This is a genomic window from Streptomyces sp. DH-12, from assembly GCF_002899455.1.
GTDB lineage: Bacteria > Actinomycetota > Actinomycetes > Streptomycetales > Streptomycetaceae > Streptomyces.
The window spans coordinates 1,640,201-1,655,235 of record NZ_PPFB01000001.1 but is presented as its reverse complement, the minus strand read 5'-3'; the positions used below and the strand labels follow the sequence as shown (position 1 = coordinate 1,655,235).

Genomic DNA, 15,035 nt, shown 5'->3' with positions numbered 1-15,035 from the left:
GCTTCGAGAGACCGGCGGGGTCGGGTGACGCCGGTGGGCGTGGGGGGGCAAGAGGCGGGCGCGGTGCCGTCCGGTTACGACGCCGCGATGGCGCGGCGCACTACGTACGGCAGGATTCCGCCGTGCCGGAGGTAGGCGAGTTCCTGGCGCGAGTGGAGGCGCAGCCGGAGGCGGACCGTGGTGCGGGAGGCGTCGGGCCGGGTGAGGGACAGGGTGACGCGGTTCGTGCCGACGCGCAGGTCGGCGAGGCCGTCGAAGGTGAGTTCCTCCTCTCCGGTGAAGGCGTGGGCCGATGCCGTGTCGCCGTTCTCGAACTCCAGGGGCAGCACGCCCATGCCGATCAGGTTGTTGCGGTGGATGCGCTCGTACGACTCGGCGATCACCGCCCGCACTCCCAGCAGTGCCTGTGCCTTGGCGGCCCAGTCGCGGCTGGACCCGGCACCGTAGTTGCGGCCCGCGACGACGACCAGATCATGGCCCGCGGCACGGTAGGTCGCGGCGGCTTCGTGGACGGGCAGGACGGCGGAGCGGTCGGCGGTGTGGGCGTGACCGCCCGTGAAGGCGTCTGCCGACGGGAGGAGCAGGTTGCGGACGGCCGCATTGGTGAAGGCCCCGCGCAGCATGACCTCGTGATTGCTGCGGCGGGTCGAGTACTGGTTGAGGTCGCGGCGGGCGACACCGCGGTCCGTCAGCCAGCGCCCGGCGGCGCTGCGCGCCGGAATCGCGCCGGCCGGTGAGATGTGGTCCGTGGTGACGTCGTCGCCCAGCACCATCAGCACCTTGGCCCGCTCGACGCGCAGTCGGTCGGGCGGTGAGGCGGACAGGCCCGTGAGGTGCGGGGGGCGGCGGATGTAGGTGGAGTCCGGATCCCAGGAGAAGCGGACGCCGTCGGGCGCCTCGATCTCGTGCCACGCCCGGGTGCCCTCGCGCAGCCGGGTGGCGTTGGTCCGGAACATCTCGGGCCGTACGGAGGCGGCGACGCGCGCGGCGACCTCCTCGTCGGTGGGCCACAGGTCCTTCAGGAACACGGGGGTGCCGTCCGCGCCGGTACCGAGCGGGTCGCGCTCGAAGTCGTGCAGGATCGAGCCGGCCAGCGCGTACGCCACGACCAGCGGTGGCGAGGCGAGGTAGGACTGGGCGACGCGCGGGTTGACGCGGCCGGCGAAGTTGCGGTTGCCGGACAGGACGGCCACCGGATCGATGTGGGCGTCGGCGGCGAGCCGCTCCAGCTCGGGGTGGAGCGGGCCCGAGTTGCCGATGCAGGTCATGCAGCCGAAGCCGACGATGTGGAAGCCGGTTTCCGCCAAGGGGCTCAGGAGCCCGGCCTCGCGCAGGTAGTCCTCGACCACCCGCGAGCCGGGTGACAGGGATGTCTTCACCCACGGCTTCGCCGTGAGCCCGGCCCGCTGTGCCCGTTCGGCGAGGAGCGCCGCCTGCACGACCAGTGTCGGATTGGCGGTGTTGGTGCAGCTGGTGATGGCCGCGATGGCGACCGGACCCTCGGGGAGCCGCTCTGCGAACGCCGTCGTGTGCGCAGGCCGACCGGCGGTGGTGGACCGGAAGGACTCGGGCACCCGGGACAGCGGAAGCCGCTGATGGGGCAGATCGGGGCCGGCCACACTCGGCTCCACCGTCGCCAGATCGAGGTCGATGACGTCGTCGTAGCGCGGCTCGGGCCGGTCGGCGGTGCGCTTGAGGCCCTGCGCGGTCAGGTAGGCGTCGACCAGTCGTACGTGTGCCTCGTCGCGGCCGGTCAGCCGCAGGTAGGCGGCGGTCTCGTCGTCGTACGGGAAGTAGACGCAGGTCGCCCCGTACTCGGGCGCCATGTTGGAGACCGCGGCACGCTCCGCCCACCCGAGGGTGGTCGCACCGGGGCCGCAGAACTCCACGAACCGGTCCACCACGCCCTCGGCGCGCAGCAGCTCGGTGAGGGTGAGCGCCAGGTCGGTGGCGCCGACGCCCGGCCGCAGCCGCCCGGTCAGACGCACGCCCACCACGCGCGGGTACGGGATGGTGACCGCCTCGCCCAGCATGGCGGCCTGCCCCTCCAGTCCGCCCACGCCCCAGCCGACGACGCCCAGGGCGTTGATCATCGGGGTGTGGCTGTCGGTGGCGACGAGCACGTCCGGGTGCAGCCAGGGCAGGCCGCCCTCGGCCGGGTCCTCGTCGCGCCAGACCACGCGGGCCAGGACCTCCATGTTGACCTGGTGGATGATGCCGGTGCCGGGCGGCACGACCCGGAATCCGCGCAGGCTGCGCTCGGCCCACTTCACGAAGGCGTAGCGCTCGCTGTTGCGGCGGAAGTCGACGAGCAGGTTGCGCTCGACGGCGTCGGGGTGCCCGTACTCCTCGACGATGACCGAGTGGTCGACGGTCAGGTCCACGGGGACGGCCGGTTGCAGCCGCCCCGGGTCACCGCCGAGTTCGGCGACGCTGTCGCGCAGGGCGGCGAAGTCGGCGAGGGCGGGCAGACACGTGGTGTCGTGCAGCATGATCCGGTTCGGGTGCACCGGGAGCTCGCAGTCACCGTGGCCCGAGCGGGCACGGGCGAGTACGTCGCCGAGCGCGGCGGGGGAACGGCGGGCGACGTTCTCCAGCAGCACCCGGACCGCGTACGGCAGTTCGGCGAGCCGCTCGGCGGGCAGCAGCCCGGCCAGCGGCTGGTACCGGTACGAGTGCCCTGCGACGGTCAGGACGGCGGTGGCGGTGGGGTCCGTGCGAGGGTCTGTGCTCATGGTCCCTGCTGTCATTCCGGGAAGAGGAGCCCACGGGCGCATGGCGCCGGGCGCGGCCCATATTGTCTCAAGCCGCTGATTGATACAACCGTTGGAGCGTCGGATTCTCGGAAAGGCCCGATGGCGGGGAAGGGTGCTCGGGGAGTGAGGTGCTCAGCGCTGCGTCTTGATGACGCGGACCTTGTCCAGGTGGCGGCGCAGGAAGGCGGCCGCCTCCTCGAGCTTCCCGTCCTCGACCAGGTCGAGCATGTGCAGGTGCTCGCGGGCCTGGCCGGCCAGGCGGGAGCGGTCGACCTGGTGGCGGTACTCGATGAGGCGGCGCAGCCGGTGCTGCCGACGGGCGGCGTCCAGGAGGAACTGGTTGCCCGAGAAGCTCACGAGCATCTCGTGGAACGAGGCGTTGACGTGGAACAACTCCGCCCGGGGCAGCAGCAGGATGTCTCCGCGCAGCAGGGCCTCCTGCTGCTTGCGGTGCAGGGCCGCGGCCTCGGGGTCGATCGTGAAGCCGGGCTCCAGCAGGGCGTTCGGCTCGATGATCATGCGGAAGCGGTAGCTCTGGTCGTGCGCCTCGACGGTCGAGAGCACCTGCTGGAACTCCCAGCCGCGTCCACCGGCCTTGCGGCGCACCAGGTCCTCGGACTCCATGCGGGCCAGTACCCGGTCGGCCTGGCGTGCCGACAGGCCGTAGCCGCGGCTGATGTCGGCCGCGGTGAACGGGCCGGTGAACCGTCCCCCGATGTAGTCGTCGGCGATCCGGAAGTACGCGTCCTCCTCGATGTCGGCGCCCGCCGCGAGATCCGTCCCGGTCAGGGTGGCGGCGTCACGGTCCAGGAAGAAACCCCGATTCGGTTCCCGCCTCAGAATGCCGACCTCGGCGAGGAAGAGCATCGCCTTCCGGGCCGGGGTGCGGGAGACGTCCAGCTCGTCCGCCGCCCACTGCTCGGTGATGTGCGCGCCCTCCTTCAGACCGCTGCGGCGCAGAAGATCGACCAGGCGGGTGGCGATGGAGGTGGTCAGGTTGGGTCGCGACATCAGTCTGCGCTCTTCGGAAGGGGATGTGGGACGCCCCATCTTATGAGTCCGGGTATGACGGGTGCGGTCGCTGGACTCTCTCTCATCAAGGGATTGTATCTATCGTCATGGTGGTGCAAAGTTTGGCCGGGGTGCTGATTCGCGCCTCTGTGAAGCCAGGAGCAATGAGAGGCAGCCCTACAACGATGCAGTCGATTCCCGTCCCCACCGCCGACCTGGCCGACCAGTACGGCCACCGACTGCGTGTCTGCGGCGTGCAGTTCACCACCTATTGATCCGAAACGGTTCGGGTTCTGGGTCGTTGGTGGTGTGTGAGCGATCTGGTGGGGGACGCGCGGCATCTGTCGCCGTCGGCGCGGGAGGCCCTGCGGTTGCGGGCAGTGGCCGCGTTGGTGGCGGGGCGGGACCGTGAGGACGTCGCGGCGGTGTTCGGGGTGTCGCTGAAGGCGGTGGACGGCTGGTGGGCGAAGTGGCAGGCCGGTGGCCGGGAGTCGTTGGTCATGCGGCCGCGGGGCAAGCCGGTGGGTGTGCATCAGGTGCTGGACGAGGCCGAGCAGGCCGCCGTGCGGCAGGCCGTCCTGGATCATCGGCCCTGTGACGTGGGGCTGAGCGGGCAGTTGTGGACGCGGCGGCTGGTGGGTGAGCTGATCGCGAAGCTGTACCGGGTGCGGCTGACCGAGCCGGGGGTGGGCAAGTACCTCAAGCGGTGGGGACTGTCGTTCCAGCGGCCGGACAAGCGGGCCGTCGAGCAGGACCCGCAGGCTGTCCGGCGCTGACACGAGGAGACCTGGCCGAAGATTTGTGCGCGGGCGAAGAAGGACGGCGGCGAGATCCTCTTCGCCGACCAGGTCGGCATCCGCTCCGACCAGGTCACCGGCCGTACCTGGGGTGAGAAGGGCAGGACGCCCGTGGTGCGGCGGAGCGGGAACCGGTTCTCGGTGAACGCCATGTCGGCGATCAGCACCAGGGGCCGGATGCACTTCATGGTCTTCGCCGAGCACTTCACCGCCGAGGTGATGTGCCGCTTCCTGGACCGGCTCGCCGGCCACTTCGACCACAAGGTCCATCTCGTGGTCGACGGGCACTCCGCCCACCGCTCCAGGAAGGTTCGCGCCTGGCTCGCCGCCCACCCCGACGACGTCGAGCTGCACTTCTTGCCGCCGTACTCGCCCGAGCTCAACCCTGATGAACTGGTCAACGCCGACCTCGAGCACAGCTTGCCCCAGCAGCACCGGGCCCGCGATCAAACCGAACTCGCCGCCGAGACGCGCCGATTCTTCCGCAGACGCCAGCGGCAACCGCACATCGTCCGCGGCTACTTCGGCGGCCCCACCGTCCGTTACACCCTGGACGAGAACCCTATGAGTTTCTGATCAATAGGGGCCTTGCCGAGTTCAGGCGCCATCACGGTTCAGACCGCCCGAGCGGGCCGGTGCGATCCACCCAGCACGTCACCACGCGGGAGGCGAACCACCATGACGACCAGAGAGCGCAGCACCTCCTCCAGTACGGATCCGCCCAATCGGGGCGAGGTCGTGCTGGGCGTGGACACGCACGGCGAGATGCATGTCGCCGCCGTTACCTCCCCGCTGGGGAAGGTCCTGGGTAACGAGTCGTTTCCGGCGACGGCGGCCGGCTACCGGCAGCTGCTCGTGTGGGCCCGCAAGCGGGGGACGGTGCGCCGGGCCGGGGTGGAGGGCACCGGCACCTTCGGCGCGGGCCTGTCCCGCTACCTGGTGACCCAGCGGATCCAGGTGTTCGAAGTGAACCGGTCCGACCGCTCGGCCCGCCGGTTGCTCGGCAAGTCGGACCCGCTCGATGCGCAGGCCGCAGCGCGAGCCGTGCTCAGCGGTCGTGCCCAGGCCCGGGCGAAATCCGGCGACGGTCCGGTGCACAGCGCCCGGATCTACAAACTCGCCAAGGACTCCGCGGTCAGGGCCCGCACCCAGGCGATCAACCAGCTCAAGGCCGTCCTGGTCATCGCCGGCCCCGCCCTGCGGGAACGGTTGTCGAACTTGGGCAATACCGAGCTGTTCCGCACCTGTGCGCGCCTTGGCCCACCCGATGGTGGGGGAGACGAGGACGCGGTGACCCAGGCCACCCACATGACGCTGCGCATGCTCGCCGAGCGCATCGAACAGCTCACCAGGCAGATCAATGAGCTGAACCAACGCCTGACCCGGCTCGTCGAGCACCACGCCCCGCAGCTGCTCGAACCGGTGGGCATCGGCCCGGACAGCGCCGTCACTCTCCTGATCACCATGGGGGACAACCCCGAGCGGCTGAACACCGAGGCGTCCTTCGCTGCCCTTTGCGGAGTCAGCCCCATCGAGTACTTGTCGGGGCGGCGGCGCACGCGCCGGCTCAACCACGGCGGCGACCGGCAGGCAAACGCCGCCCTGCACCGCATCGTCTTCACCCGCCTGCGCCACGATCCACGCACCCAGGCGTACGACGAACGCCGCACCCAGGAAGGCAAGACCCGACGTGAAATTATCCGGTGCCTCAAGCGATACGCAGCCCGCGAGGTCTTCAACCTGGTCAGACCGGTCTCCCGTACCCCCGCGTTACAGGGGCGTCGGTGATACGGCGAGGCCCCACCGAGGTCCGTCATGGTGGGAACTCTGAGCGGATCCGTGAGACGGCGAAGCCGCACCGGAGCACTCCGGTGCGGCTTCGCCGGGAGATCGAACGCGCTGGCGTGCACGATGTGATCGGTGCCTCGTTCGGTCCGTGCGCCTGTGACTCCCTCAGGTGCTTGATTTGCGATCGCACCTTGCCCACTCGTCCGTGCGAGAGGTGCTTGCTCCTCCGGCGCAGCCGGTCATGCGGGGGCGGGAAGTGGCGATCTTCGACCGAGGTGGTTTCTGACCGCTGCCTTTCTGATCCAGGATCGGGTAATTCGGCTGCTCAGCCCTGTGTGCGAAGAGACATGAAAAAGTCGTCGATATCCATGATTTCTTCGTCTGTGAGGGAGGGGGCGTGCCAATCCGTTCTCGCGCCGTGTTCCATGAACGCGGAAGGAAGGCGCGTGCCGTAGGTTTCCACGTACTCGGCTGTGTCGCGCCGCCAGTAATAGGTGCCGTCACTGTGAAGGGCGGATCCGCCCATGACCGAGAATTTCTGATCCACGACATCCTCAGTGAGTCCCATGAGAGCGATGATCACGGGTGCCGCTCTCAGATACTCCGCTACATGTGGGCGTTCGTGGAGAGGCATGTGACCGGAGAGTGCCTTGATTTCCTCTGCGTTGCGGCTGAAGTGGGACTGGCCGGAGATGCTGCCGAACAAGCCGAGGGGGGTGACTTGACGCATGCGATGTCCTCCTGGTCGGACTGTTGGCGGCGGTGGATGTGGTCACGTTAGCGCACGCGGGGGCGCCCGGAACGCGGTTCCGGGCGCCCCCGCCGGGCTACTGTCGGGCTGTTCCGGGTCCGTTCACTTCGGGTCGCCCAGGCTGCCCTCAGGCCATTCACGGACCTTGCCGGTCCGCGGATCGAGGTCTACCTGATGGCCGCTCGCGTTCTTCACCTCTACGCCACCGAGAGCGTCGGAAAGTTCGTCCGCAGCCTTGCATGCGCCGTGGCAGGTCACCAGCTGGATGGGACCGCCGTCGTAGTACGGGTTCTCTCTGACCAGCTCAGCGATTTGCTGGGGGTGCGTTATCTTGCCGTCGACGATGAATTCTCCCTGCTCGTTGCCGTGGACGATGACGTCATGTCCGTAATTTCCCTTCGATCGCAACAGGTTCTGGATCGTGTTCGCATCGTCGCCGATCGCTGTGGCGGTCCTCGTGTAGCGGACACTTCCGCCGGCCCAGGTGAATGACGCGGCAGGCGGAACTCCCATAACGGTCGCTCCGGCCGCACCGTGAGGAGACACTGCGGCTTTGCGCCATCCGGTCAGTCCGCCGACCCCGACGAGGACAACCTGCTGGGTGAGTTCCTCGGCGGTTTCGGCGTACAGGTCGGCGAGGGCGTCGCAGCCCTGCTGGCGGAGCATGTATTCGGCGCGGTAGAGGCGGTAGGCGGGGCGGACGGGGAGGTACTTGTCGACGAAGGCGCCGGCGCCGCCGTTCTCGCCGGTGAATGCGTCGTGCAGGTCCCCGGCGAGGACGAAGGGGGACTTGAAGACGTCGACGAAGGCGTCACCGAAGATGCCCGCTGCTTCGCCGAGGCTGTCGACCCGGCCGTTGTTCGGGTCGTCGGGGGTCAGACCGCTGGGGTCGGTCAGCAGGGTGGGGACGTTGTCGGCGTAGGCGTAGGGCGATATGTACGGGGTCGTCCGGGCGCGGGTGGCCGGGTCGGGCCGGGTGAAGCGGCCGGTGGCGGTGTCGTACTGGCGGGCGTGGAGGTCGAGGTTGCCGGTGGTGGTCTCGTGGCGGGCGCCGGTGTAGGAGGGAGGGCTCGCGGGGGCGCCGCCGGTGACGGTGCCCAGGACCCGGGTGCCGAACGGGCCGTAGGCCCAGCGCTGGTAGAGGGTGCCGGCGCTGTTGGTGACGTCGACCGGGGAGCCCTGGGTGTCGTGGTGGTAGTAGAAGAGCGTCCCGGCGCCGGTCTTGACGGACGTGGGCTGGCCGAGCGGGTCGTAGCGGAAGGACTGCTTGATGCTCCAGGCGCTGTCGTATTCGGTGGCCAGGACCGGCAGCGGGGCGTTGGGGTCCCACTGGGTGCGGTGGGTGACCGCGCCGTCCTTGAGGGTGGCGACCTGGTTACCGCCGGCGTCGTGGTCGTAGGTGTAGGCGGCGCCCGCGACGGTGGCGGCGGAGATCTGCTTCCTTCCACCCCCCGGCCGGAGCCGATCCCCGCCGTGTCGGTGCCCGCGCCGCCGGGCGGCCTGCCGTTGTCGACGGTCAGGTGCAGGGTGTCCCCAGCCCGTTGTACCCGCACGCTGACCGCGGCGCCCGGCGCGTAGCGCAGGGCGTTGGTCAGGGCCTCCCGGATGATGCCGTGGGCCGCTTCCGCCGCGGGTCCGGCGAGATCAGCGGGCAGGGAGACGGAGACGGGGCGGCCCAGCCTGCTGAATCCGGCGATCAGCGTCTCGATCGGAGCGGTCATCGCCTGGGGAGCCGGTGGGTCGTCCACCTGCATGACCGCTACGAGACGCCGCAGTGCGGACTGGGTCTCCCGTGCGGTGCGGCGCGCGAACGCGAGTGCCTCCGCGGTCAGGTCGGGCCTGCTGTCACCGATCCTGCGGGCGGCCTCGACGGATACCACGACGGAGGTGAGGTGGTGCGCGCTGATGTCGTGCAACTCACCGGCCAGCCGTTCCCGTTCCGCCTCGGCGGCTTGCGCCTGCTGCTGCCCGGCACCGGCCAGCAGCTCCGCCGTGGCCTGCCGCTCCCGCAGCCAGTGCCGACGGCCGGTGCCGAGAGCGGACACCAGTGAGCCAGTCGGAGAGGAGAAGACCGCCGACGCCGTGCCGTGCGGCCGCCTGCAGGAGCTGGACGACGGCGACAGCCGCGGTCGCGCCCAGGCCGACGGGCCAGCTGCACAGAACGGTGGCGGTGAACAGCGCCACCATGACCGCCAGCCCCGGTACCAGGCCCAGCAGGTCGGGTGGCGCCAGGATCTGTCCCACCACGGACACCGCGACGATGACGCCCAGGGCGGCGAGCGGTGCCCGGTGACGCCGATCGAGCGCCACCGCAGCGAGCGCCGTGGCACAGAAGGCGGTGATCCACGCAATGGGGTCCGGCGGCTCCTTCGAAGAAGCAACGACGCTGAACCACAACAGCAGTTGCGCTCCCATGAACAGTACCGGCAGTGGCCGGACCCGACGACCTTTCCCCATTGGCGCAAGTGTATGGCCGGGCGTCGCCCTCCCCGACACCGCGGGGTTCAAGGGGTCACGCGGTGCCGGCCTTGCGGGCGCGCCACCGTTCTATGTCCCGCGGATTAGGCGACGATCCTCCCGGCGGGCGACGGGGCGGCACGTTCAGCGCGAAAGGATCGGCACGTGGATCGCGTCGTCGCGTCGAGCCTCCGGGGGGATCAGGTCCTTCCAGGGCACACGCACCGACCGGTACGCCCACCACCACGACTTCGTGTGAGCGGCCGTCCACTGCGCCCGTATCACCCACACCAACTGGAGACCGGCACAAGCATGCCCGCACAACCTCGCATGTCCCGGACCGCTGTCGCCCTGGCGTCGCTCGCCGTGCTGGCGGCCACCGCGGTGACAGCCTGCAACCCCGAGACCGCCGACGACGCTCGCGGCGATGCCGCGATACCCGCGGTGCCCACCGCTCTCAGCGAGCAGGAACTGAAGTGGAGCACGTGTTCCGCTCCGTCCACGGCCCAGGGCGGCGGAGACAGGCCCGAGAAGCTGCCGGACGGAACGACGTGGCAGTGCAGCACCATGAAGGCTCCGCTGGACTACACGGACCCCGACGGCGAAACCATCGATCTGGCCCTGATCCGGGCGAAGGCATCGCCGGACTCCGGCGAGAAGCGCCTCGGGTCCCTGGTCTTCAACTTCGGCGGCCCCGGCGGCTCCGGGGTGCTCACCCTCCCCCTCGCCGCCGGCGACGAGTACATGACGCTTCACAAGCGCTATGACCTGGTCAGTTTCGACCCTCGCGGGGTCGGGGACAGTGCCGGCGTGCACTGCCTGGACACGAAGGCCATGGACGCCTGGCTGGCCGCGGACGCCACCCCTGACGACGCCACGGAGGAGAAGGCCCGCGAGCGTGGGGTACGCGCGTTCGCCCGGGCCTGCCAGAGCGAGTCGGGCGCGGTGCTGGAGCACGTCGGCACCCAGCAGGCCGCACGTGACCTCGACCTGATGCGACACGTCCTGGGCGACGAGAAACTCAACTACTTCGGCATCTCCTACGGCACACAGCTCGGCGGCGTCTACGCACATCTCTTCCCGAAGCGTGTCGGGCGCTTCGTCTTCGACGCCGTGGTCGACCCCACCGAGGACGCCCTGAACGGTGCCCTCGGCCAGGCGAAGGGGTTCCAGAGCGCACTGCGCAACTTCCTGGAGGACTGCGTACGGCAGGACTCCTGCTTCTTCGAAGGCACGAACCCGCAGCAGGGCGAGAAGGACATCATCGCGCTGCTCGAGCGCCTGGACACCGACCCCCTGCCCACGGAGTTCGGGCGTCCTCTGACCCAGAGCCACGCCCTCAACGGCATCGCCGCCGCCCTCTACGACCAGGAGAGCTGGCTGCTGCTCAGGGGCGGACTGGCCGCCGCCATGGACGGCGACGGCAGCGCACTGCTGCTGCTCTCCGACCTCCTCAACGAACGGATCGACGACGACGGATACGGCAACATCAACGCAGCCAACACCGCGGTGAACTGCGCGGACTACAAGGACCGCTTCACCCTTGAGGACGTACACCGTCACCTGCCCCGATTCCGCACGACATCTTCGGTGTTCGGCGACTGGATGGCCTGGGGGCTGCTCCAATGCACCGGCTGGCCCGCTGACGGCCACGCACCCACCGTCGAGGTGTCGGCCGACGGCGCGAATCCAGTCCTCGTCATCGGCAACACCGGTGATCCGGCCACTCCCTACGAGGGTGCCAAGAAGATGGCGGACGAACTGGGAGGGAAGGTCGGCGTCCACCTCACCGTGGACGGCGAGGGGCACGGCACCTACGCCGTCAACGACTGCCTGACCGAGCTGGTCGACGCGTATCTGCTCGACGGGACGGTCCCGGCGAACGGCACCGTCTGCTCGTGACGTTGGCGTCCCCGCCGCTTCCCGGAGCCACCGTCCCCAGCGGCGGGCAGGTCCGCTGCCCGCCGGCGTGGACGGTGACGTGGACCCGCCCGGCCTCAGGCCCGACGGATCACCAAGGTCTGCGTCCGGCGGGTCGCCGCCCGCACGGATCAGGGACCGGGCCGCCTGGAGCCCGGCGCGGTCCCTCGGCGGCCACGACGTCCCACCCGCCCCGGTGCTCCTCGTGCTGTGGGCGCGCCCCTGCCGAGGTTCGCAGGCGCTGAACGGTCGGGGCCGCATCGAACAGCGCGGTCAGTATCCGCTCACCGTTGACCGTCCCGTGCGACGCGACGGTCCGACCACTACATCGTGCCGATGACAGCCGGGGCTCGGACGGAGGCTCGGCTGGGTGCAGTACCACCGGGTTCGGACCCCGAGGGCACCGTCCAGGGGCGGTATCCGGTCCGGTGAGACGGAGGGTGGAGGGTCCGGAAACCGCCCATCGTGCCAGGGACGACGGTCTCGTTACGGACGGGTCTCTGATCAGTGGTCAGGAGGGGACCGGGCCAGAGGTTGTCGCCCCCGGGGGTCTCGGCAGACCGTTTCCACTGCCCGCCCGGACAACGCGTCTGCTCCGTCCGATGCGCCTCGATGACCGGCATCCGCACCGGACGGACTCCGCTGCCGAGCCCGGCGCGTTCGGCCGACGGCGGTTCAGGCTCTCGCGGGCCGGTCCCGTGGTACGGCGGGGAGCAGCGGTCGGCGTACGGCTGTCGAGGGAGGTCCTTCCGGGGGCCGATGCGTTGTGTGCCGGGCCGATGGCGGGGGTCACGGGCTGTGGTGGCGCATGGCCGGCAGGATCAGGGAGGCGCCCAGAAGGAGCACCCCGGCGACGACGAGCAGAATGCCGTCGAAGCCCAGTCCCGTGAGCGCACCGGCGAGCTGTGGGCCCAGGCTGGCGCCGATGAACATGCTGCACCCGTAGAGGGCGACCGCCGCACCATGTGCCTGCGGGGCGTTGGCGTTGATGGTCTCGACGACAGCGGGCGCCGCTACCGCGACGGCGGCCACGAACAGCAGCAGGGCCAGGGCGAGCAGCGCCGTGTGACCACCGAGGAAGGAACCGGTGGCGACGGTGAGAGAGGCCAGAGCGAAGGCGAGGGCCGCGCGCAGGGGCGCGGGCAGCCGCCCGAGCGAGGGGACCAGCAGGGGTACGGCGATCAGGGCGGGGAGCGCGCTGGCCCGCAGGGCGAGGATCGCGGTGGAATTGCCGGTGACGGCCGGTGGGCCCGCGATGGCCACCGCCGTGTAGAGGGCGACGAAAGCCGTCATCAGGGCGACGGTGGACAGGCACAAGGCGCCCAGCCGCGGCTGTCGCAGCAGCCGCGGCATCGCCGCGAACGCCTGCAGCAGTCCGCCGTCGGTGCCTCCACGCGGAGTGGGTCGCAGGACCCGGCGCACCGGGAACAGGTTCAGGGCCATCAGCACGGCACTGATCCAGAAGACCGCACGCCAGCCGATTCCGGCTGCAACGGCCTGCGCGCCGACCTGAACAACGACGGCGGCGGCGAGCATGCCACTGGTGATGCAGGTGAGGGAGGTGCCGCGGTGTCGAGGCGCGATGTGCCGGACGACGTAGGAGAGCGCGGCAGGGGCGAAGGTCGCGGTGGTCAGTCCCTGCAGGCTGCGCAGCACGATGGCGGTGGGAAGGTCGGAGACTGCGCTGACCGCCGCGGTGGATGCCGTGGCGGCCGCGAGCCCCACGGTGATCACGGCGCGTGGTCCGTAACGGTCGCAGAGCGGGCCGGCGAAGAGGAACCCGGCTGCGTAGGCGAAACCGAACGCCGTCGCCGTCCACGTGACCTGACCGGGTGTGGTGCCGAACTCGGTGGCCATGGGGTGCAGCAGTGCCAGGACGGTGTACATCTGACCGACCATCAGCATGCCCAGCGTGGTGAGCAGTGCTGTGGTCCTCGCAGCCGGGGCCCAGCCTGTTGGCCGACCGGGTGTTCCGCTCCCGGTTGTGTGATCGAGTGCGCTGGTGGGGTGGGACATGGGGACTCCGAAAGAACGTCTGGTGGCCCCGTGTGCGGCATGACCGGCCGATGGCAGGCGCCGGGGACCGGGTCGCCCCCGGCCGGCGAGGGGCCGGCCGGGAGCGGTGACGGGATGATCAGGCGGCGTGGGTGTTCAGCACGTACTCGCGCGAGGCGTGGACCTCGCTGCGCAGGGCGGGCAGGTCGACGTCGAGGACCTGTCCGTCCCACTTGCGGGGCTCGCCGTTGATGAGGACGGTGCTGATGTTGCGGGCGTCGGAGCCCAGTACGAGGGTGCCGATCGGGTCGTTGAGCGGCATGTTGTTGAGGTCCTCGGCCTGGATGACCAGCAGGTCGGCCTTCTTGCCGGGGGTGAGTGAGCCGGTGACGTCGGCGAGGCCGTTGGTGCGGGCGCCCTGGAGGGTGGCGAAGTCCAGGACGTCGTGGGTGGTGATGCGGACCGGCTGCCGGCCGGTGCCGTGGGCGGCGTTGACGGCCCGCATCCGCTGGATGGCGTGCAGGGCCCGCATCTGGGTGAACATGTCGCTGGCCAGGGCGACTTCGACGTCGATGCTCAGTCCGGGACGGATGCCGACGGACAAGGCCTCGTCGACGGCGGGGATCGCGGTCTCCAGGCCGATCTGTGCGTCGGAGGTGGGGGCGAGGGCCACGGTGGTGCCACTTTCCCCCATCGCCTTCCATGCTTCGGGGGTCAGTCCGGTGGCGTGGATGAGGGTGACGTCGCTGCCGAGGATGCCGTCCTTCGCCCAGTTCAGGATCACTTCGGAGGAGGCTGTGCCGAAGACCGCGTCCACGCTCACCCCGATGCCCAGGTCCTTGGCGGCGCGGGCGAGTTCGGGGCCGTAGGCGAGGGCCGGGCCGGCGATCTCGTCGGTGGCGAGCGTCGCCAGGCGCAGGGTCAGCAGCTGGTCGTCACTGTTGAAGTACTTCTCCCTGAGGCGTGTCAGGTCGCCGGGCCACTGCTTGTCCCAGTCACCGAAGTGCGGGCCCATGGAGGCGTGCACACCGCGGATGCCGGTGTCGCGGAGGGCCTCGACGGCGGCGTCGGAGTGTTCGGGGGTGCGGGAGTTGTGGGAGAAGTCGAGCATGGTGGTGATGCCGCTGTCGATCGCGGTGAGGGCGGCGAGCTTCGTGCCGGTGTACATGTCCTGGGGCCGGTAGACGGTGGCGTAGCCGGCCAGGGTGGACATGACGTAGGCGCCGAGGTCGTCGACGTCCGGCATGATCCGGCGCAGCTGTGCCTCCCAGGCGTGCCGGTGGGTGTCGACGAAGCCGGGACTGAGGACGGTGCCGGTGGCGTCGACGACCACGGTGTCACCGGCCTCGAGACCGGGACCGACGGCGGTGATGGTGTCGCCCTCGACGAGCAGGTCGGCGTTGGGCAGGACACCGAGGTCGGCGTCCATGGTGACGATGGTCGCGCCGGTGAACAGGATGCGCCGTTCGTCCGCGGGGCGACGGCGGAGCTGTTCGAGGGCGGCCGTGGCGGCGGTGCCGTTGACGTGGGTCATGGAAAAGCTGCTTTCAGTACTTCGGG

At 70.1% G+C, this 15,035-nt stretch carries 11 protein-coding genes and 1 pseudogene; 4 read left to right on the top strand and 8 right to left on the bottom strand.

Going from position 1 to position 15,035, the window contains the following annotated elements:
- Positions 1–74 precede the first annotated feature (74 nt).
- Together acnA and C1708_RS06275 are read right to left on the bottom strand one after the other, a co-directional pair.
- A complete protein-coding gene (acnA, locus tag C1708_RS06280) occupies positions 75–2,735 on the bottom strand; it encodes an aconitate hydratase AcnA (protein WP_106411712.1) in 2,661 nt (886 codons plus the stop codon).
- 153 nt (positions 2,736–2,888) lie between these two features.
- Entirely contained in the window at positions 2,889–3,767 is an 879-nt protein-coding gene (locus C1708_RS06275) for a GntR family transcriptional regulator (RefSeq protein ID WP_106411711.1), read from the bottom strand.
- A gap of 311 nt (positions 3,768–4,078) precedes the next feature.
- Between C1708_RS06275 and C1708_RS36085 the strand changes: the two genes are divergently transcribed.
- The 3 genes from C1708_RS36085 to C1708_RS06265 all read left to right on the top strand — a co-directional run bounded on the left by C1708_RS36085 (position 4,079) and on the right by C1708_RS06265 (position 6,352).
- Positions 4,079–4,543 carry a winged helix-turn-helix domain-containing protein gene (locus C1708_RS36085; protein WP_241911181.1) on the top strand — a complete coding sequence of 155 codons (465 nt, stop codon included), beginning with the start codon at positions 4,079–4,081 and terminating at the stop codon, positions 4,541–4,543.
- Between the two features lie 21 nt (positions 4,544–4,564).
- Positions 4,565–5,140 (top strand): IS630 family transposase, encoded by a 576-nt coding sequence (locus C1708_RS36080; RefSeq protein ID WP_502696115.1) that lies wholly within the window; start codon positions 4,565–4,567, stop codon positions 5,138–5,140.
- A 102-nt stretch (positions 5,141–5,242) separates the two neighbouring features.
- Positions 5,243–6,352: an IS110 family RNA-guided transposase gene (locus C1708_RS06265; protein WP_241911180.1), complete on the top strand. Its 1,110-nt coding sequence runs from the start codon at positions 5,243–5,245 to the stop codon at positions 6,350–6,352.
- 325 nt (positions 6,353–6,677) lie between these two features.
- Here the strand turns inward: C1708_RS06265 and C1708_RS06260 are convergent, their stop codons facing one another.
- The 4 genes and pseudogenes from C1708_RS06260 to C1708_RS06250 all read right to left on the bottom strand — a co-directional run bounded on the left by C1708_RS06260 (position 6,678) and on the right by C1708_RS06250 (position 9,518).
- Positions 6,678–7,082: a hypothetical protein gene (locus C1708_RS06260; RefSeq protein WP_106411710.1), complete on the bottom strand. Its 405-nt coding sequence runs from the start codon at positions 7,080–7,082 to the stop codon at positions 6,678–6,680.
- 123 nt (positions 7,083–7,205) lie between these two features.
- Positions 7,206–8,405, bottom strand: a complete 1,200-nt coding sequence (locus C1708_RS36075) for an RHS repeat domain-containing protein (RefSeq protein WP_502696114.1) — start codon at positions 8,403–8,405, stop codon at positions 7,206–7,208.
- 506 nt (positions 8,406–8,911) lie between these two features.
- Positions 8,912–8,983, bottom strand: a pseudogene (locus C1708_RS35935) (hypothetical protein); the annotation flags it as partial.
- 37 nt (positions 8,984–9,020) lie between these two features.
- Positions 9,021–9,518 (bottom strand): hypothetical protein, encoded by a 498-nt coding sequence (locus tag C1708_RS06250; protein WP_198602771.1) that lies wholly within the window; start codon positions 9,516–9,518, stop codon positions 9,021–9,023.
- A gap of 354 nt (positions 9,519–9,872) precedes the next feature.
- On the opposite strand from C1708_RS06250, the gene C1708_RS06245 reads away from it, so the two are divergent.
- Positions 9,873–11,462, top strand: coding sequence for an alpha/beta hydrolase (locus C1708_RS06245; RefSeq protein ID WP_106411709.1), 1,590 nt, complete (start codon positions 9,873–9,875; stop codon positions 11,460–11,462).
- A gap of 807 nt (positions 11,463–12,269) precedes the next feature.
- Here the strand turns inward: C1708_RS06245 and C1708_RS06240 are convergent.
- Positions 12,270–13,385, bottom strand: coding sequence for an MFS transporter (locus C1708_RS06240; protein ID WP_241911178.1), 1,116 nt, complete (start codon positions 13,383–13,385; stop codon positions 12,270–12,272).
- Between the two features lie 229 nt (positions 13,386–13,614).
- The gene (locus tag C1708_RS06235) at positions 13,615–15,009 is read right to left on the bottom strand and encodes an amidohydrolase family protein (RefSeq protein ID WP_106411707.1); all 1,395 of its coding nucleotides are present in this window, start codon (positions 15,007–15,009) and stop codon (positions 13,615–13,617) included.
- Positions 15,010–15,035: the final 26 nt, after the last annotated feature.

Coding starts and splice junctions, on each gene's coding strand:
- C1708_RS06275 (WP_106411711.1), bottom strand. CDS start 3,767: ATGTCGCGACCCAACCTGACCACCTCCATCGCCACCCGCCTGGTCGAT.
- C1708_RS06240 (WP_241911178.1), bottom strand. CDS start 13,385: ATGCTGATGGTCGGTCAGATGTACACCGTCCTGGCACTGCTGCACCCC.
- C1708_RS06265 (WP_241911180.1), top strand. CDS start 5,243: ATGACGACCAGAGAGCGCAGCACCTCCTCCAGTACGGATCCGCCCAAT.
- C1708_RS06235 (WP_106411707.1), bottom strand. CDS start 15,009: ATGACCCACGTCAACGGCACCGCCGCCACGGCCGCCCTCGAACAGCTC.
- acnA (WP_106411712.1), bottom strand. CDS start 2,735: ATGAGCACAGACCCTCGCACGGACCCCACCGCCACCGCCGTCCTGACC.
- C1708_RS06245 (WP_106411709.1), top strand. CDS start 9,873: ATGCCCGCACAACCTCGCATGTCCCGGACCGCTGTCGCCCTGGCGTCG.
- C1708_RS06250 (WP_198602771.1), bottom strand. CDS start 9,518: ATGGGAGCGCAACTGCTGTTGTGGTTCAGCGTCGTTGCTTCTTCGAAG.
- C1708_RS06260 (WP_106411710.1), bottom strand. CDS start 7,082: ATGCGTCAAGTCACCCCCCTCGGCTTGTTCGGCAGCATCTCCGGCCAG.